The 17,178-nt window shown below is 72.4% G+C and carries 15 protein-coding genes and 1 pseudogene; 8 read left to right on the top strand and 8 right to left on the bottom strand.

Translation table 11 applies throughout. The features are described 5' to 3' along the window. The first annotated feature begins 107 nt into the window (after window positions 1–107). Complete coding sequence (locus tag ACZ5VQ_RS18140) at window positions 108–1,544, top strand: DHA2 family efflux MFS transporter permease subunit (RefSeq protein WP_469105752.1); 1,437 nt, start codon at window positions 108–110, stop codon at window positions 1,542–1,544. Between the two features lie 66 nt (window positions 1,545–1,610). On the opposite strand, the gene ACZ5VQ_RS18145 is transcribed toward ACZ5VQ_RS18140, so the two are convergent. From ACZ5VQ_RS18145 to ACZ5VQ_RS18160, 4 genes are all read right to left on the bottom strand, one after another. Next, window positions 1,611–2,243, bottom strand: a complete 633-nt coding sequence (locus ACZ5VQ_RS18145) for a response regulator (protein ID WP_469105809.1) — start codon at window positions 2,241–2,243, stop codon at window positions 1,611–1,613. A gap of 213 nt (window positions 2,244–2,456) precedes the next feature. Next, a complete protein-coding gene (locus tag ACZ5VQ_RS18150) occupies window positions 2,457–3,728 on the bottom strand; it encodes a sensor histidine kinase (RefSeq protein ID WP_469105753.1) in 1,272 nt (423 codons plus the stop codon). A 45-nt stretch (window positions 3,729–3,773) separates the two neighbouring features. Then, window positions 3,774–4,493 (bottom strand): ABC transporter permease, encoded by a 720-nt coding sequence (locus ACZ5VQ_RS18155; RefSeq protein WP_469105754.1) that lies wholly within the window; start codon window positions 4,491–4,493, stop codon window positions 3,774–3,776. Further along, window positions 4,493–5,518: an ABC transporter ATP-binding protein gene (locus tag ACZ5VQ_RS18160; protein WP_469105755.1), complete on the bottom strand. Its 1,026-nt coding sequence runs from the start codon at window positions 5,516–5,518 to the stop codon at window positions 4,493–4,495. The genes ACZ5VQ_RS18155 and ACZ5VQ_RS18160 overlap by 1 nt, the downstream gene beginning before the upstream one ends. Window positions 5,519–5,785: 267 nt before the next feature. Here ACZ5VQ_RS18160 and ACZ5VQ_RS18165 point away from each other — a divergent pair, with 267 nt between their 5' ends. The 3 genes from ACZ5VQ_RS18165 to ACZ5VQ_RS18175 all read left to right on the top strand — a co-directional run bounded on the left by ACZ5VQ_RS18165 (window position 5,786) and on the right by ACZ5VQ_RS18175 (window position 8,868). After that, a complete protein-coding gene (locus ACZ5VQ_RS18165) occupies window positions 5,786–6,661 on the top strand; it encodes a MaoC/PaaZ C-terminal domain-containing protein (RefSeq protein WP_469105756.1) in 876 nt (291 codons plus the stop codon). Window positions 6,662–6,770: 109 nt separating this feature from the next. Continuing rightward, window positions 6,771–7,847, top strand: a complete 1,077-nt coding sequence (locus tag ACZ5VQ_RS18170; protein WP_469105757.1) for a Zn-dependent alcohol dehydrogenase — start codon at window positions 6,771–6,773, stop codon at window positions 7,845–7,847. A gap of 67 nt (window positions 7,848–7,914) precedes the next feature. Continuing rightward, window positions 7,915–8,868, top strand: a complete 954-nt coding sequence (locus tag ACZ5VQ_RS18175) for a 3-oxoacyl-ACP reductase (RefSeq protein WP_469105758.1) — start codon at window positions 7,915–7,917, stop codon at window positions 8,866–8,868. Window positions 8,869–8,950: 82 nt separating this feature from the next. Here the strand turns inward: ACZ5VQ_RS18175 and ACZ5VQ_RS18180 are convergent, their stop codons facing one another. Beyond that, window positions 8,951–9,127 carry a hypothetical protein gene (locus tag ACZ5VQ_RS18180; RefSeq protein ID WP_362074999.1) on the bottom strand — a complete coding sequence of 59 codons (177 nt, stop codon included), beginning with the start codon at window positions 9,125–9,127 and terminating at the stop codon, window positions 8,951–8,953. A gap of 783 nt (window positions 9,128–9,910) precedes the next feature. Then, window positions 9,911–11,107: pseudogene (locus ACZ5VQ_RS18185) on the bottom strand (hypothetical protein); the annotation flags it as partial. Between the two features lie 287 nt (window positions 11,108–11,394). Here ACZ5VQ_RS18185 and ACZ5VQ_RS18190 point away from each other — a divergent pair. The 4 genes from ACZ5VQ_RS18190 to ACZ5VQ_RS18205 all read left to right on the top strand — a co-directional run bounded on the left by ACZ5VQ_RS18190 (window position 11,395) and on the right by ACZ5VQ_RS18205 (window position 15,486). Then, window positions 11,395–12,438, top strand: a complete 1,044-nt coding sequence (locus tag ACZ5VQ_RS18190; RefSeq protein WP_469105759.1) for an ABC transporter substrate-binding protein — start codon at window positions 11,395–11,397, stop codon at window positions 12,436–12,438. A 160-nt stretch (window positions 12,439–12,598) separates the two neighbouring features. Next, the gene (locus tag ACZ5VQ_RS18195; protein WP_469105760.1) at window positions 12,599–13,447 is read left to right on the top strand and encodes a Nif3-like dinuclear metal center hexameric protein; all 849 of its coding nucleotides are present in this window, start codon (window positions 12,599–12,601) and stop codon (window positions 13,445–13,447) included. Beyond that, entirely contained in the window at window positions 13,444–14,187 is a 744-nt protein-coding gene (locus ACZ5VQ_RS18200) for a zinc ribbon domain-containing protein (RefSeq protein ID WP_469105810.1), read from the top strand. The genes ACZ5VQ_RS18195 and ACZ5VQ_RS18200 overlap by 4 nt, the downstream gene beginning before the upstream one ends. Before the next feature lie 51 nt (window positions 14,188–14,238). Beyond that, window positions 14,239–15,486 carry a bifunctional RNase H/acid phosphatase gene (locus ACZ5VQ_RS18205; protein ID WP_469105761.1) on the top strand — a complete coding sequence of 416 codons (1,248 nt, stop codon included), beginning with the start codon at window positions 14,239–14,241 and terminating at the stop codon, window positions 15,484–15,486. A gap of 111 nt (window positions 15,487–15,597) precedes the next feature. On the opposite strand, the gene eda is transcribed toward ACZ5VQ_RS18205, so the two are convergent. Beyond that, window positions 15,598–16,254: a bifunctional 4-hydroxy-2-oxoglutarate aldolase/2-dehydro-3-deoxy-phosphogluconate aldolase gene (eda, locus tag ACZ5VQ_RS18210; RefSeq protein ID WP_469105762.1), complete on the bottom strand. Its 657-nt coding sequence runs from the start codon at window positions 16,252–16,254 to the stop codon at window positions 15,598–15,600. Window positions 16,255–16,392: 138 nt separating this feature from the next. Continuing rightward, window positions 16,393–17,175, bottom strand: a complete 783-nt coding sequence (yaaA, locus tag ACZ5VQ_RS18215) for a peroxide stress protein YaaA (protein ID WP_469105763.1) — start codon at window positions 17,173–17,175, stop codon at window positions 16,393–16,395. Window positions 17,176–17,178 lie beyond the last annotated feature (3 nt).

Below are 17,178 nucleotides of genomic sequence, written 5' to 3' on the forward strand. Positions count from 1 at the left end.
CGAGCGGGTCTGGGCGGTGGGAAAAGGGCGGCCCGGGGTCCTAGGTCCTGCGGCGGACGGATCGTGCAGCGAAATTCCGATGTACGGGGCACGGGACCGCTGCGAGCATGACACCCATGCCCACGCTCAGAACCGCCGCAGAGATACCCGTGTCCGGTCGTGCCGCGCCGCCCACCTGGCTGGTGGTCGCACTCGCCTGCGCGGGACAGTTCCTCGTCGTCCTCGATGTGTCCGTGGTCAATACGGCGTTGCCGTCGATGCGGGCCGACCTGGGGCTCAGCGCCCCCGGGCTCCAGTGGGTCGTCAACGCGTACACGATCGCCTTCGCCGGGTTCATGCTGCTCGGGGGGCGGGCCGGGGACCTGTACGGCCGCAAGCGGATGTTCCTGATCGGGCTCGCGCTGTTCACGCTGGCCTCGCTCGCGGGCGGGCTCGCCCAGGAGGGCTGGCAGTTGCTGGCCGCGCGGGCCGTGCAGGGCCTCGGGGCGGCGGTGCTCGCGCCCTCGACGCTGACCATCCTGACGTCGGCCGTGCCCGAGGGCGCGGCACGCGCGCGGGCCATCGCGACCTGGACCGCGGTCGGCGGGGGCGGCGGCGCGGCGGGCGGGCTCGTCGGCGGGGTCCTGGTCGACGGGCTGTCGTGGCGGTGGGTCCTGCTGATCAACGTGCCCATCGGTGCGGTGGTGCTGGCCGGTGCCCTGCTCTGGCTCGTCGAGAGCCGGGCCGGTGACGGACGGCGGATCGACCTGCCGGGAGCCCTGCTGGTGACGGCCGGACTCGCGACCCTCGCGTACGGGATCGTGCAGACCGAGGCCGAGGGGTGGGCCTCGGCCTCGACCCTGGTGCCACTGGCCGCCGGGGCCGTCCTGATCGGGCTGTTCGTGCTCGTCGAGGCGCGGACGAAGGTGCCGTTGATGCCGCTGAAGCTGTTCCGGCTGAGGTCGGTGTCCTCGGCGAACGTGGCGATGTTCCTGTGCGGCTCGGCGATGTTCTGCATGTGGTTCTTCATGACGCTGTACGCACAGAACGTGCTCGGCTACTCGCCGCTGGACGCCGGACTCGCGCTCGTGCCCAGCTCGCTCGCGGTGATCCTCGGCTCGAAGGTCGCGCCGCGGTTGATGCCCGTTGTGGGAGCGCGGAATGTCGCCGTGCTCGGGGCGTTGGTGGCCGCCGCCGGGTTCGGCTGGCAGTCCACGATGACCGCCGACGGCGCGTATCTCACCGCGATCATGTTCCCCGGCATCCTGATGATGCTCGGCGCCGGGCTGTCCGCGACGCCGCTCGCCGCGCTGGCCACGTCGGGGGCGGAGCCTGGGGAGGCCGGTCTGGTGTCGGGTCTGATCAACACCTCCCGCACGATGGGTGGTTCGATCGGGCTCTCGGTGATGTCGACGATCGCCGCGGCGCGGACCGGGGGTGGGGTTTCGCCGGAGGCGCTGACGGAGGGGTATGCGCTGGTGTTCCGCACGGGTGGGGGTGTGTTGCTCGCGGGGGTTGTGCTGATGCTGGTGTGGCTGCCGCGGGGGGTTGCGGGGCGGGGGTGAGGTTCGGTGCGGGCGCGTCGCCACATCCCACCCGAGACAACGAACCCTGCTTACGACGGGGCCCTCTCACAACCACCCCTGCTGGCGAGCCTCCCGCATGGCCTCCATGCGGTTGCGCGTGGCCGTCTTGCCGATCGCCGACGAGAGGTAGTTGCGGACGGTCGACTCGGAGAGGTGGAGCTTCGACGCGATGTCGGCGACCGTCGCGCCGTCCGCCGAGGCCTTCAGCACGTCGCACTCACGGGCGGTGAGCGGATTGGGCCCGGCACTCAGCGCGGCCGCCGCGAGCGCGGGATCGATGACCGTCTCGCCGGTCAGCACCCGGCGGATCGCCTCGGCCAGCTCCTCCACGGGCCCGTCCTTGACGAGGAACCCCGCGGCGCCCGCCTCCATGGCCCGCCGCAGATACCCCGGCCGGCCGAAGGTGGTGAGGATCAGCACCCGGCAGTCGGGCACCTCGTCCCGGAGCAGCGCGGCGGCGTCCAGACCGCTGATCCCGGGCAGTTCGATGTCCAGGAGTGCCACTTCCGGCCGCGATTCCAGGGCCGCCCCCACGATCGCGTCCCCCCTCCCGACCTGAGCCACCACCTCGATGTCCGCCTCCAGACCGAGGAGGAGGGCGAGGGCGCCCCGCATCATCCCCTGGTCCTCGGCGAGCAGAACGCGGATGGACTTGGCGGGCCGGTGATCCCGGGGCATCTCGTTCACGGGCTCAGAGTAGGCCGGGGAAGCGCTCCGCCGGGGGTGCGTTTCTGGGCCGCGGGTTCGTCGTGGCTGGTGCGCAGTTCCCCGCGCCCCCAAAGGCAGGGGGTCGCGTGTACCGCCGGTCTTCAGGGGCGCGGGGAACGGCGGGAGCGACTCCCACTCACCCGCAGCCAGACAGCACACCCCCCCGGCGGAGCGGGTCCGCACCTACCGAGCGGCCTCCGCCGGCTCCGGCACCCCAAACCGCTCCCCAGGATCCACCGGGTCCACCGGAAGCTCCGCCGTCACAGTGAACCCGTTCCGCACCCCGGGCCCCGCCTCCAACGACCCCCCGGCCGCCGCGAGCCGCTCGGTCAGCCCCTTCAGGCCGGTACCGCCGATACCCGTACCGCCGATGCCGGGCACGGGCGATTCCGGCGCGGCCGGCGGCGCCACCCCGCGGCCGTCGTCCGTGACACGCAGCCGAACATGCTCCGCCGAACCGTCCACCGTGATCTCGCAGCGCCCCGCGCCACTGTGGCGCACCGCGTTGGTGACCGCCTCGCGGACGACCCAGCCGAGCAGGATCTCGGTCTGGGCGGCGAGCGGCGGCCCGGACTGGCGGACGACCGGCTCGATGCCGGCGGCACGTAGGGCCGATCCCGCCCGGTCGAGATCCGCGGCCAGGCTGCCCTCGCGGTAGCCGGTGACCGCCTCGCGGATCTCCGTGAGCGCCTGGCGGCCGACGGACTCGATGTCGGAGACCTGGACCAGCGCCGCGTCCATGTCGCGGGGCGCGAGCCGACGGGCCGCCTCCGACTTCACGACGATGACGGAGAGCGTGTGGCCGAGGAGGTCGTGCAGGTCACGGGAGAAGCGCAGCCGTTCCTTCTCGACAGCCTGGCGGGCCAACTCCTCGCGGGCCGCGCGCAGTTCACGTACGGCGTCCGACAGGGACAGGATCGCCGCGGTCACCATGGTGGACAGGAACGTGCCGTACGCGACGTTCACCGCGCCCCAGCCGTCCCGCAGCCCGGCCACGACACCCGCGAGCGCGCTCAGCCCGATGCCTGTCCTGCCGAGCCACCGCCCACGGACGATCGCGCCCGCGGCCAGGCCGAGCAGCGGGAAGAAGAGCAGCCAGCTGCCGCCGTACAGGCCGCCGAGGAGACAGGTCACCACGCCGAGGGCGAGCAGCGCGCCCCGGGTGGAGCGGGCCTCGCGGGCCTCCTTGGTGAAGGCCCGGAACACCACATGGATGTAGAGGGAGTTGAAGACGAGGAGGCCGATGCCGCCGATCCACGGGTTCGGGGTCTTGCCCTGGAAGAGGTTGGAGAAGGCGCCCATGCCCATGAGCAGCCAGGGGAGGAGCGCGAACCCACTGGGCGGCGGGCCCAGATGCTCCGGCAGCTTCCCGGTCTTCCGTACGGCCTTCTGGTCGGCGACGAACGCGTCCCGGTCGGCCTTCCAGTCCGTCCGCTTCTCCTGCCACGCGGACATCTGGCAGATGGTCCTTCGCATCCAGGACATGTCTCCAGCCCCCGTTCAGACGGTCCGCGCGGTCCTGCGGTACGAGACCACAGCGTACGAGCCGAAGGCCAGCAGCCAACCGGTCAGCACCAGCACCGCCCCGAGGGCGGGCGCGTGTCCGTCGGCGACCGACGTGCCGAGCTGCGCGAACCGGTTCGTGGGTGTGTAGGAGGACAGCGACTGCAGCCACCCGGGGAACAGGCTCAGCGGGAACCACAGGCCGCCGACCACCGCGAGCGTCAGGTTGCACACCATGTTCATCACGCCCGTGGCCTGCGCGGTCAGCCGGTAGCCGTTGCCGAGGCCGAGCAGGGTGAAGGGGATCGAGCCGAGCCACAGCAGCAGCGCGATCGCCGCCCACTTCCAGACGTCGAGCCGTACGCCGTTGACCAGGCCGCCCGCCACGAGGACCGCGACGATCGCCGGCAGCACCGTCACCGCTCCCGTGAGCGCCCGGCCCATCACGACCTGGCGCGGGCTCATCGGCGTGATCCGCAGCTGCCGCAGCCAGCCGATGCTCCGGTCCTCGGCGACCCCGCCGCCGGTGTTGAGGGCCGAGCCCATAGCGCCGTACGCGGCCATGCCGATCATCGAGACGGTCCGCCAGTCGCCTTCGGCGCCGTCACCGAGGTTCGTGAACAGCAGATACATCACCGTCGGCATCAGGACGCCGCCGATCATGAAGCCGACGTCCCGCAGCGTCCGGCGCACTTCGAGCCGCAGGTAGTCGAGCATCACACCGTCTCCAGGAAGGTACGGGCAGGGGCCGTGGCAGGGGCGTCGGAGGAGGTCAGGGCGAGGAACGCGTCGTCCAGCGAGGCCGGCGCGACCTCCAGGGCGCGTATCGCGCCGCGCTCGGCCAGCGCGATCACCGTCGCGTCCGAGTCGTCGGTCCGCAGCCGCGCCCGGTCCCCGCGCACCTCCACGGAGACCACACCGGGCAGCGCCGCCAGTCCGTCCGTGCCACCGTCGGTCAGGTCGAAGGCGACCAGGCTGCCGCCCGCGGCCCGCTTCAGCTGCTCGCCGGTGCCGTCGGCGACGATCCGCCCGTGGTCGATGACGACGATCCGGTCGGCGTTGGCGTCCGCCTCCTCCAGATAGTGGGTGGAGAAGAGGACGGTGTGACCGCGCCGCGTGTACGCCCGCATCGAGTCCCAGAAGGCGTACCGCGCCTCCACGTCCAGCGCCGCGGTCGGCTCGTCGAGCACGAGCAGCGCGGGGTTCCCGACCAGCGCGACCGCGAACCGCACCCGCTGCGTCTGGCCCCCGGAGAGCCGGTCCACGCGCCGCCCGGCCAACTCGGCGATGCCCGCGAGCTCCAGCGCCTCGGCCACGGGCATGGGCGCGGGATACGTACCGGCCACGAACCCGACCAGTTCACCCACCGTCACCCGTGGCACCGGCCGGCTGTCCTGGAGCATCGCGCCCACGCGCCCCGCCCGTACGGCCTCCTCCGGGGTGCCGCCGAAGAGCCGTACGACGCCCTCGTCGGGCTCGTCCAGGCCCAGCAGGAGTGAGATCGTGCTGGACTTGCCCGCGCCGTTGCGGCCCAGCAGCGCGACCGTCTCGCCACGGGCGATCTCCAGGTCGACCCCGTCCACGGCCCGCACCGCACCGAAGGCCTTCACCGCCCCCGCGAAGGAAACGGCCTGGTCCGCGGCCCCGCCCGCCCTCGTGTCCGCCGCCGTCTCCGCCGTCTCCGCCGTCTCCGTCGTGTCGGCCATCGTCCCCGTCCCCGCCCTCGTCCCCGTCCTCGTCATGGGTACGACGCTACGAATCCGGGGGCCGGCGGGGCAGATGCGCAATGTACGGACTCGGGCAGGACAAATGTCACTGCCGGGCCCGCGCCACCCATCTGACATGCCGTCAGGAGTCTTCACATGTGCCGGGCCCTGAGCTATACAGGGGGTCGCCGGACTGGAACGCGTTCTAGAACAGGCGGGTTCCTCGGCTCAGTGTCGACCTCGGTGCGGCCGACGGTGCGGACGGCCGCACCGGGGTCTTCCCCGCCAGCAGTCAGGAGCCCCATGCCCATCGACGTTGCCCAGGCTCTCGCGGCCGAGCCCCGGTCCGCCGGGATCGCCTGGGGTCACAAGGACGTCCAGCTCTACCACCTCGGCCTCGGCGCCGGCGCGAACCCCGACAAGGACAGCCCCGCGACGGACCCCGACGAGCTGCGCTACACCCTGGAGTCGCGGCTGCACGTGCTGCCGAGCTTCGCCACGGTCGCGGGCGCCGGCTCTCCGGGCGTGATCAACAGCCTTTCCATGCCGGGTATCGACGTCAACCTCGCGCACGTGCTGCACGGCGGCCAGACCATCACGCTGCACCGCCCGATCCCCGTCGAGGGCCGGGCGACCGCCACCGGACGGATCGCGGCCGTCTACGACAAGGGCAAGGCCGCCATCCTCGTCATGCGCACCGAAGTCGCCGACGACGAGGGCCCGTTGTGGACCAACGACGCCCAGATCTTCGTACGCGGTGAAGGGGGCTTCGGCGGCGACCGCGGCCCCTCCACGCGCCCCGAACCGCCGACCGGCGAGCCCGACAGAACGGTCGAGCGCGCGATCCGTGAGGACCAGGCGCTCCTGTACCGGCTCTCCGGCGACTGGAACCCGCTGCACGCCGACCCCGAGTTCGCCAAGCTCGCCGGCTTCGACCGGCCGATCCTGCACGGGCTGTGCACGTACGGGATGACACTGAAGGCCGTCGTGGACACGGCACTCGGCGGCGACGTCGGCCGGGTCCGCTCCTACGCCACGCGCTTCGCCGGGGTCGTCTACCCGGGCGAGACCCTGCGCATCCGTATGTGGCAGGGGGACGGCACGGTCCGCGTGACGGTGGGCGCGGCCGACCGGGACGACGCACCGGTCCTCGCCGACACCGTCGTGGAGCACAACTGAGCCCTGCACCTGCACCTGCGCCGTCTGTCCCGCACGTGAGCCGCAAGTCCCGCATCCGAGTGTCGGCACACCTGAGTGTCGTACGTACGTTTCCGAGGGGAGCCGCACCATGCGCGCAGCCGTACTGCACGAGATAGGCCAGGACAAGCTGGAGATACTCGACGACGTCGAGGCGACGGGCTTCGGCCCCGGCCGGGTGAGGATCCGGGTGCGGGCCACCGGCCTGTGCCACTCAGACCTCTCCGCGATGGCCGGGGTGCTGCCGCAGCCCGCGCCGTTCGTGCCCGGGCACGAGGGGGCGGGCGAGATCCTGGAGGTCGGCGAGGGCGTCACCAACGTCAAGCCCGGCGACCGGGTCGTCGTCTGCTGGCTGCCCGCCTGCGGCGCCTGTCCCGCCTGCAAGCGCGGCCAGACCGAGCTGTGTCTCGCCGGGTTCATGAACGCGGGCACGCCCAACTTCAAGCGCCCCGGCGGCGATGTGTTCGGCTTCGCGGGCACCGGGACCTTCACCGAGGAGGTCGTCGTCGACGCGGGCTGCGCCGTGCCGATCCCGGACGACGTGCCCTTCGACATCGCCGCCCTCATCGGCTGCGGCGTCACCACCGGACTCGGCGCCGCCCTCAACACCGCCGACGTGGAGGCCGGTTCGTCGGTCGCCGTCATCGGCTGCGGAGGCGTCGGCATCTCCGCGATCCAGGGCGCCCGGCTCAAGGGCGCCGCCGAGATCGTCGCCGTCGACCCGGTCGCCTCCCGCCGCGAGGCCGCGCTGAAGTTCGGCGCCACCAGGGCCGTGTCGCCCGACGAACTCCCCGACGTCAAGCAGTTGGTGACCGCGGGCGAGGGCTTCGACTACGTCTTCGAGGTCGTCGGCCGCTCCGCCACCGCCCGCACGGCGTACGACAACACCCGCCGCGGCGGCACGCTCGTTGTCGTCGGCGCGGGCGCCATGGACGACCACCTCCAGCTCAACATGTTCGAGCTGTTCTTCGACGAGAAGCGGATCCTGCCGTCCATGTACGGCGGCGGGGACGTCCTGCGGTCGTACGAGCGGACCATCGCGCTGTGGCGCGCCGGGCGCATCGACCTGGAGGGGCTGATCACCCACCGGGTGCCGTTGAGCGACATCAACGAGGCGCTCGACCAGATGCGTACGGGTGTGGCGCTGCGTACGTGCATCGAGATCTGACGCCCGTCCGTCGAGCGCCCGTCGATCGACACGGGACCTCCAACTGCCGATCCCTGAAAGGACCTTGATGTCACTGCCACTTGAGGGCCGGTCCGCGGTCGTCACGGGTGCGGGCCGCGGCCTGGGCCGGGCGGAGGCGCTGGAGCTCGCCCGGCTCGGCGCCGCCGTCGTCGTCAACGACTTCGGACAGCCCGGCCGGGACGGATCGGGCGCCGCGTCCGCCACACCCGCCGAGGAGGTCGCCGCCGGGATCCGGGCAGCGGGCGGTCGCGCCGTCGCGCACACCGGGGACGTGGCCGACCACCAACAGGCCCGGGAACTGGTCGAGTTGGCGGTCGCCGAGTTCGGACAGCTGGACATCCTCGTCAACAACGCGGGCATCCTGCGCGACCGGATGGTCTTCTCGATGTCCGAGGACGAGTGGGACTCGGTGATCCGGGTCCATCTCAAGGGCCACTTCAACACCACCCACTTCGCGGCCGCGCACTGGCGGGCCCGGTCCAAGGCGGCTGACGCGCCGGTGTACGGGCGGATCGTGAACACCTCTTCGGAGGCGTTCCTCGCGGGCTCCGCGGGACAGCCCAACTACGCCGCCGCGAAAGGCGGAATCGTCGGGCTCACCACCTCGACTGCACTGGCGCTCGCGAAGTACGGCGTCACGGCGAACGTCATCTGCCCGCGCGCCCGGACCCGGATGACGGCGGACGTCTTCGCGGGCTTCCAGGAACCGGCGGGCGACGGGTCCGGGGAGCGGCTCGACCCGCTCGCTCCCGAGCATGTCGCCCCGCTCGTCGGCTACTTGGCCTCGCCCGCCGCCGCACATGTCAACGGCCAGCTCCTCGTCGTGCACGGCGGAATGGTCGCGGTCGTCGAACGCCCGCGGGTGGCCGCCAAGTTCGACACCAAGCAGGACGCCTTCACGTACGACGAACTCGACGCGCTGCTCACACCGCACTACGCGGACCGGCCGACGGGGGAGACGTTCGCGGCGGCGGAGGTGCTGGGGCTCAAGCACGGGTGAACGGGTTTGGCGCCGCTCGCACGGAAAGGCCCCGCCCGACGAGTGTCGGGCGGGGCCGTGTGACGCTCCGGACCTGAGGTCGTCAGGCCCCCATGTCGCCGTGCTCGGCGGGCTTACGGTGCCGGCCGCGAGGGGTCGCCTCGCCCTCCTGCGCGGAGACGGGCCCCCGGTGCCGGCCGTGGCCACCGTCGTCTGCTGCCTGGGTCACCGTCGCCCGCGGGTCGGTGGCCGTCGTCTCCATGGTGTTCGTGTCGCTCATGTGCAAAATCACCCCGTGTCAACATGATCCTTCTGTACAGCGCGGGCGAGTCTAACGGGCGGGTGTGACAGTGCCGAGGGGTGGTTGGGGCTACTCGGTGGTCACTTTGAGGGGGGTGGGAGGGGGCGTCGTTTCGGCACTCACCCGGAGAGCGCGGAGGGCCGGCGGGCACTCGGTACTCACCTGCTCGATGTGGAGGGGGTTCACCGCCTGAACCGGCGCCTGAACCGGTGCCTGAACCGGCGCCTGAACCGGCGGCTGGGCCGTCGTCTGGACTGACGGCCGGACCGCCGCCTGGACCGCCGCCCGGACTGCCGGGCGAATGCTTTCAGCGGGAGCTCCGCCGGTCCCATCGGCGGCCACGGGACTGGGGCTCTCCGGGTCGATCGGAGCCAGGAGAAGGGTGCTCTCCGTGTCCGCCGGGACCATGCAGAGGGGGCTTCCGGCAGCTGCGTCACTGACGCCTTCGCCGGGTGCACGGCTCGCATGCTCGGCCACCGGGTGGCCGACGCCCTCCGCACTCACCTGCCCCGTGCCCTCGACGGCTGTCCATCCCGCACCCACCTGCCCCGCTCCCTCGACGGCAGTCCATCCCGTGCCCTCCCTGCGGACCGGCTCCGCGGCCCGGGCGGCGGCCCAGTCCGCACCGCCCGCCGCACCGCCCGTCGCACCGCCCGACGTGCCAACCGGCCCCGCGCCCGGGCCGGTTGGCCGTTCCGCTCCCGCTCCCGCCGCCTGTGCCAACCGGCGGCCCGCGAACGCGTTCGCCATCGGGCGTCCCGTCAGCGGTGCCTGTTGGAGGGGTACGGGACGGGCTGCCGCGGGCTCCGGGGGACCCGTGACCGACGGCCCCCGTGACGCGTCCCCCCGCGCCTCGGCCGTACGGTCCGGATCCCCCGGGCCCCCGTCCCCCGCCCCCGTGGGTGCTCCCACCCGTGACACGCCGCACGGCACCGCCCCCGTCGCGTACGGCAGATGGAGCACCCCGTCCCTGGTCCACTGGCCCGAACCCGTCAACCATCCGCTGGGCGCGGGCAGTTGGTGGACGTGCCGCTCGGCGGGTCGCCACACGCCGAGCCAGCTGCCCGAGGGGCCGCCGATCCGCAGGGCGACCGCGCAGCTCTCCGGGGTGAGCACCTGACCCGGCTGGATCGCGAACGGAGCGACCGCGCGGCCGGGCAGTTGCAGGTACTCCGGGAAGCGCACCGGGAGCGTGCTCCCCAACACGCCCCAGCCGAGCCGCTCCTGGCCGGGAGACGGCGCGTCCGAGCGGATCAGGAGCAGCCCGCTGTCGGCGTCCGCGAGCAGCAGCCGGTCGTTGCTCTGCTCGGAGATCTGCAGCAGCGGCGACACCTCGCCCCCGCGCTCCAGATCGACCACGACCGTCTTGGTCCGGCCGTCCAACTCCCGGTCCAGCGCGAGCAGTCGGTCCCCGCCGCCCAGCCACACCCCACCCGAGCAGCGGCCCGGTACCTCCGCCAGATGCTCGGGCCCGAAGGCGCCGCCCGCGACCAGCCACACGGCCGTCGAACTCCGGCCCACGGCAAGGGCGTACGCACGCGTGCCGGCCGGAGCGGGCGGCAGCAGTCGCAACTCCGTGCCCCCGTCCGGGCATTCGACCGCGCCGAGCAGTACCTCACCCGTCCCCGGGCCCGTCGGATACAGCAGCGAGAACGTGTGCCGTCCGTCGACCAGACGGTGGATGAGCACCCGCCCGTCCGCCATCGGCAGCACCTCCGTGCCGGGCTCCTCGGGCTGGTTGCCGGGCAGTGGCACGGCGTACGGCTCGGGGCCGTCCAGTGTCCAGCGCTCCGGGAACCAGGAGTCGCCGCTTCGGGCCAGGCGGGCCGCGTACGACCCGTCGACGGTGATCACGCACCCTGTTCGCGCGGCCCACTCGTTCTCGTTCACCGCCGCGGACGATGGGGTTCCCCCCTGCTCGAGCGAAGTCGAGACCTCGGGGGAGGCACAGGCCGTCATCGTTCGGTCACCTCCGGCCACGAAACCTAGTTTTCGCACGCACAGGCGTGGGACCGGCAGGTGACCGCTTCACACATAAGAGTGGCCCGTTTCTGATTCGCCTGAGGGAACGGGGGCGGGTGTGCTGAGCGGGGGTGGGGCGGTTTATGGTTAGGGCTGCCTAAGTGGCGCCTGAGTGCTGCCTGTGGGGTTTCTGGGTTCCCCGCCGTGCCCTCGCGCGCCACCGGGGTCCGGGTCCGTCCCGGCCCCGATCCTGAACCAGATCATGAACCACCGGAGTGTGCCTGATGTCCCTACGACGCCGCGGTTCCGCCGCCGTCGCCCTCGCCGTGGCGGCCGCTCTCTCGCTCGCCGCCTGCGGGTCGGGCGACTCGGACTCGGGTTCCGGCTCCGGAAAGTCCGACAACGGCGCCGGCAGCAAGTCCGTCGCCACCGGCGGCGAGGACTTCGCGAAGGCGGCCGAGGAGACGGCCAGGATGGGGACGACGGCCAAAGCCGGCGAGTTCCCGCGCACCATCGAGCACGCCATGGGCGAGACGGAGCTGAAGGCCAGGCCCAAGCGGGTCGTCGTCCTCGACGTCGGCGAGCTCGACAATGTCGTCTCCCTCGGCGTGAAGCCCGTCGGCTGGGCGCCCACCGAGGGCTCGGCCGGGATCCCCTCGTACCTGAAGAAGGACGCGGGCAGCCCCAAGGACGTCGGCACGATCAACGCCCTCAACCTGGAGGCGATCGCGGGCCTGAAGCCCGACCTGATCCTCGGCAGCGAGCTGCGCGCCGCCAAGCTCTACCCGCAGCTCTCCAAGATCGCCCCCACCGTGTTCTCCATCCGTCCGGGCTTCACCTGGAAGGAGAACTACCTCCTCAACGCGGCCGCGCTGGACAGGACGGCCGAGGCGAAGACCCAGCTCGCCGCGTACGAGAAGAAGGCCAAGGCCCTCGGCGACGAACTCGGCCCCGACAAGCCGACCGTCACCATGCTCCGCTACCTGCCGGGCATGATCCGCCTCTACGCGAAGGCTTCCTTCATCGGCACGATCCTTGAGGACGTCGGCATCCCGCGCCCCAAGAACCAGCAGATCAACGACCTCGCGGCGGAGATCAGCCCGGAGAAGATCGACGACGCGGACGCCGACTGGATCTTCACCGGCGTCTACGGCGACGCGAAGAAGACCGACCGCGCCACCGCCGAGGACAACCCGCTGTGGAAGAAGCTCGGCGCGGTCGAGGACGGCCGGGCCAAGGACGTACCCGACGAGACCTGGTACCTCGGCCTCGGTGTCACCGCGGCCGACGAGGTCCTCGACGACCTCAAGGGCTTCCTCGCCAAGTAGGACGACGACTGCACGGCCACCTCGCCGAGCGCCCGGAGCGGGGCGGGCGGGACAGGACGGTACGTGCCATCGGTCGGTCGAAGCGGGGTCGCCCGGTCACAGCTGGTCAAGTAGCCCGCGACCGGTGGGGCACGGACACAAGGCAGGTAGCCTTTTGTTCGTGCCCCGTCTGTCTGAAGTCATCGCCGCGCTCGACGCTCTCTGGCCCCCCGCGAGCGCGGAGGACTGGGACGCGGTCGGGACGGTCTGCGGAGACCCCGACCAGGAGGTCTCCCGCGTACTCTTCGCCGTCGACCCGGTCCAGGAGATCGTGGACGAGGCGGTGAAGCTGGACGCCGACCTGCTGGTCACCCACCACCCGCTCTATCTGCGCGGTACGACGACGGTCGCGGCCTCGACCTTCAAGGGCCGCGTCGTGCACACCCTCATCAAGAACGACATCGCGCTGCACGTCGCCCACACGAACGCCGACCGCGCCGACCCGGGCGTGAGCGACGCCCTCGCCGGAGCCCTGGACCTCCGCGTCGTACGCCCCCTCGTGCCGGACCCCGCCGACGCCGACGGCCGCCGGGGCCTCGGCCGGGTCTGCGAGCTGGACCATCCGCTGACCGTCCGCGAGTTCGCCGCCCGCGCCGCCGAGCGGCTGCCCGCCACCGCGCAGGGCATCCGCGTCGCGGGCGACCCCGAGGCGCTCGTACGGACCGTCGCGGTCAGCGGCGGCTCCGGCGACAGCCTCTTCGCCGACGTACGCGCCGCCGGCGTGGACGCCTTCCTCACCGCGGACCTGCGCCACCACCCGGCGTCAGAGTTCATTGCGGATCACGCCCACAGTCCCCTCGCGCTGCTCGACGCGGCGCACTGGGCCACCGAGTGGCCCTGGTGCGAGCTGGCCGCCGCCCAGCTCGACGAGATTTCCGACCGTCACGGCTGGGACCTGCGGGTCCATGTCTCGAAGACGGTCACCGACCCGTGGAACTCCCACTCCCCTTCACCTGGAGCCCCCAACTGAACGCCGCGCCCGCCGACCAGATCCGACTTCTCGACGTCCAGTCCCTCGACGCCCGCCTGCAGCAGCTCGCGCACAAGCGGAGGTCGCTGCCCGAGCACGCCGAGATCGAGTCGCTGACCAAGGACCTCACGCAGCTGCGCGACCTGCTCGTCGCCTCGCAGACCGAGGAGAGCGACTGCTCCCGCGAGCAGACCAAGGCGGAGCAGGACGTCGACCAGGTGCGCCAGCGCGCCTCCCGCGACCAGCAGCGCCTCGACTCCGGCGCCGCCACGTCCCCCAAGGACCTGGAGAACCTCCAGCGCGAGATCGCCTCCCTCGCCAAGCGCCAGGGTGACCTGGAGGACGTCGTACTGGAGATCATGGAGCGCCGCGAGTCCGCGCAGGAGCGGGTCGCCGAACTGACCGAGAGGGTCTCGTCCGTCCAGTCGAAGATTGACGACGCGACGGCCCGCCGGGACGCCGCGGAGGAGTCCCTCGACGGCGAGGCCGCCTCGGCGACGAAGGAGCGCGAGGTCATCGCGGGCTCCGTCCCCGCCGACCTGCTCAAGCTCTACGAGAAGCTCCGCGAGCAGCAGGGCGGCGTCGGCGCGGCCCGCCTCTACCAGCGCCGCTGCGAGGGCTGCCGCCTGGAGCTCAACATCACCGAGGTGAACGACGTGAAGGCGGCGGCTCCGGACGCGGTCCTGCGCTGCGAGAACTGCCGCCGCATCCTGATCCGTACGTCGGAGTCGGGTCTGTAGGCGTTCGGCATGGCCTTCGGTATTGCCTTCGGTCTGTAAGGAGCTTCCGGCTTGCGCGAGTTGATCGTCGAGGCGGACGGGGGTTCCCGGGGAAACCCGGGGCCCGCGGGCTACGGAGCCGTGGTCATCGACGCGGCGACGGGGGAGACCCTGGCCGAGGCGGCGGAGTACCTCGGCGTCACCACGAACAACGTCGCCGAGTACAGCGGCCTGGTCGCGGGCCTCCGCGCGGCCCGCGAACTGGACCCGACGGCCACTGTGCGGGTCCGCATGGACTCCAAGCTCGTGGTCGAGCAGATGTCGGGCCGCTGGCAGATCAAACACCCCGCGATGCGCCCCCTGGCAGCCGAGGCCCGCTCCATCCTCCCGGCCGACCGGGTCACGTACGAGTGGATCCCCCGCGCCGAGAACAAGCACGCGGACCGCCTGGCCAACGAGGCGATGGACGCGGGCAAGCGCGGCGAACAGTGGTCACCGTCGCAGTCGACGGCGGACCTGGACGCGGGCGCCGCGAGGTCGGCGCCCCGCAAGGGGCGCGGGGAACTGCGCGATCAGCTCCGGACGGCCCGCACTCGGACGACCACCGGCACCACGCCCAACACCGACGACGTACGCGCCGCACGGAACGTCGCCTCCGAGGCACCGGCCGCCGCAGGAGCCGCGCCCCCGGACCTCGGCACCCCCACCACCCTCGTACTGCTCCGGCACGGCGAGACCCCCCTGACGCCCCAGAAGCGGTTCTCCGGAAGCGGCGGCAGCGACCCCGCGCTGTCGGACACGGGCCGCCACCAGGCCGAGCGCGTCGCGACCGTGCTCGCCGCACGCGGGACCGTACAGGACATCGTGTCGTCCCCCCTCGCCCGCTGCCGCGAAACCGCAGCGATCGTCGGGGCCCGGCTCGGACTTGACGTACGGATCGAGGACGGGCTCCGCGAGACGGACTTCGCGGCATGGGAGGGACTGACGTTCGCCGAGGTCCGCGAGCGGTACCCGGACGACATGAGCGCCTGGCTGAGCTCCCCGGACGCCGAACCCACCGGCGGCGGCGAGAGTTTCGAAGCGGTGGCCCACCGGGTGGCCGCGACCCGCGACAAGCTGCTCGCGGCGCACACCGGCCGCACCGTACTCCTCGTCTCCCACGTCACGCCCGTCAAGACCCTCGTACGACTGGCCCTGGGCGCCCCGCCGGAGGCCCTGTTCCGCATGGAACTGTCGGCGGCGTCGCTGTCGGTGGTGGCGTACTACGGGGATGGGAACGCGAGCGTGCGGCTCCTGAACGAGACGTCTGCGCTGCGCTGAGCTGAGCGGGGGTTGGGCTCGGGGTGGGCTCGGGTTGGGTTCGGGTGGTGAGTTGGCTGCGGGTCGGCGGGGGTGATTGCGCAGTTCCCCGCGCCCCTTACGGGGCGCACCTCAGCTCGGGGCGTGTCCCAACCTCGCGGCCTCCCTCGCCAAGGACTCCACCCGTGCCCAGTCCCCGGCCGCGATCGCGTCCGCTGGGAGCATCCAACTGCCGCCCACGCACAGGACGTTCGGCAGGGCGAGATACTCCGGTGCGACGGCCGGGCCGATGCCCCCCGTCGGGCAGAAGCGGGCCTGGGGAAGCGGCCCCGCCAGGGACTTGAGGTACGCCGTGCCGCCGGCGGCCTGGGCCGGGAAGAACTTCATGTCGCTCACGCCCCGTTCCAGCAGCGCCACGACCTCCGACGTCGTGGAGACCCCCGGCAGGAACGGCACCCCGGACGCCTTCATGGCATCGAGCAGTACGTCCGTCCAGCCCGGGCTCACCAGGAAGCGCGCCCCGGCGGCCACCGACTGGGCGACCTGTTCCGGCGAGATGACCGTGCCGGCCCCGACCACCGCCTCCGGGACCCCGTCGGCGATCGCCCGGATCGCGTCGAGTGCCACCGGCGTCCGCAGCGTCACCTCGATCGCGGGCAGCCCGCCCGCGACGAGCGCGCGGGCCAGCGGCACGGCGTCCGCGACGTCGTCGACGACGACCACGGGGACGACGGGCGCCAGTTCGAGCACGGACGGGGGCAGCGGTGAGGAGGGCAGGGGCGAAGCCATGCGTTCATCCTGCCCGCGCCACTCAGCATGCGCAAAGCCCGTTGCGCATGCTGCAACAGGAGGCTTGCGCGCCCGGCGCGCCCGGCGAACCCCGCGTGCCCAGCAAGCCTCTGAATGCCGAGGAGGTCTCCCTCGTACTCAGTGAATCTCGTCCACCAGCACGTCCAGCATCCACGCCCGCCCCGCCCCCGCAGGAGCCGCAGCCTCCACCACGTACCCGAGATCCCGCAGCGCCTCCACCAGCTCCGCGGGCCCCGAAGGCACGGCACCGGACTGCATGAGGCTGCGGACGATCCGCCCCTTGGTCGCCTTGTTGAAGTGGCTGACGACCTTCCGGGTCGGCGCGTGCAGCACCCGTACGCTCGCCGTGCGCCCCGCGACCTCCCCCTTCGGCTTCCACGCGGCCGCGTACGCCGAGGACCGCAGGTCGAGCACGAGGCCGCTCCCCGCCGCCTCGGGCAGCACGGAGGCCATCGGCGCCCGCCAGTGCGCGCCCAGCGCCCCGAGGCCCGGCAGCTTCACACCCATCGAGCAGCGGTACGAGGGAATCCGGTCCGTCACCCGGACCGCACCCCACAGCCCCGAGAAGACGAGCAGCGAGCGCGCCGCCCGCCGCTTGGCGGCCGTGTCGAGCGAGGCCAGGTCGAGGGCGTCGTACAGCACCCCCGTGTAGATCTCCCCGGCGGGCCGCGCCCCCGCGGTCCGCAGCTCCGTGTTCTTGGCGACCTCGCCGCGCAGGCCCTCGCTCAGCCCGAGCACCTCGCGGGCCTTCTCCTCGTCGCCCGCGCAGAGTTCGACGAGCTCCTCGAACACCGCCTGCCGCGCCTCGGCGAGCCCCGGCAACGACAGCGACTCCGGCTTCAACGGCGCGCCCCGCCCGGAGGGAGCCTTTCCTTCGGACGGCGGCAGCAGCACAAGCACGGC

This window comes from Streptomyces sp. NPDC033178 (genome assembly GCF_055577685.1).

Excerpts from the sequence above, each read along its gene's own strand:
- ACZ5VQ_RS18150 (WP_469105753.1), bottom strand. The coding sequence starts at position 3,728 with ATGTCCGCGTGGCAGGAGAAGCGGACGGACTGGAAGGCCGACCGGGAC.
- ACZ5VQ_RS18165 (WP_469105756.1), top strand. The coding sequence starts at position 5,786 with ATGCCCATCGACGTTGCCCAGGCTCTCGCGGCCGAGCCCCGGTCCGCC.
- ACZ5VQ_RS18175 (WP_469105758.1), top strand. The coding sequence starts at position 7,915 with ATGTCACTGCCACTTGAGGGCCGGTCCGCGGTCGTCACGGGTGCGGGC.
- ACZ5VQ_RS18180 (WP_362074999.1), bottom strand. The coding sequence starts at position 9,127 with ATGAGCGACACGAACACCATGGAGACGACGGCCACCGACCCGCGGGCG.
- ACZ5VQ_RS18190 (WP_469105759.1), top strand. The coding sequence starts at position 11,395 with ATGTCCCTACGACGCCGCGGTTCCGCCGCCGTCGCCCTCGCCGTGGCG.
- ACZ5VQ_RS18160 (WP_469105755.1), bottom strand. The coding sequence starts at position 5,518 with ATGACGAGGACGGGGACGAGGGCGGGGACGGGGACGATGGCCGACACG.
- ACZ5VQ_RS18170 (WP_469105757.1), top strand. The coding sequence starts at position 6,771 with ATGCGCGCAGCCGTACTGCACGAGATAGGCCAGGACAAGCTGGAGATA.
- ACZ5VQ_RS18145 (WP_469105809.1), bottom strand. The coding sequence starts at position 2,243 with ATGCCCCGGGATCACCGGCCCGCCAAGTCCATCCGCGTTCTGCTCGCC.
- eda (WP_469105762.1), bottom strand. The coding sequence starts at position 16,254 with ATGGCTTCGCCCCTGCCCTCCTCACCGCTGCCCCCGTCCGTGCTCGAA.
- ACZ5VQ_RS18140 (WP_469105752.1), top strand. The coding sequence starts at position 108 with ATGACACCCATGCCCACGCTCAGAACCGCCGCAGAGATACCCGTGTCC.
- ACZ5VQ_RS18155 (WP_469105754.1), bottom strand. The coding sequence starts at position 4,493 with ATGCTCGACTACCTGCGGCTCGAAGTGCGCCGGACGCTGCGGGACGTC.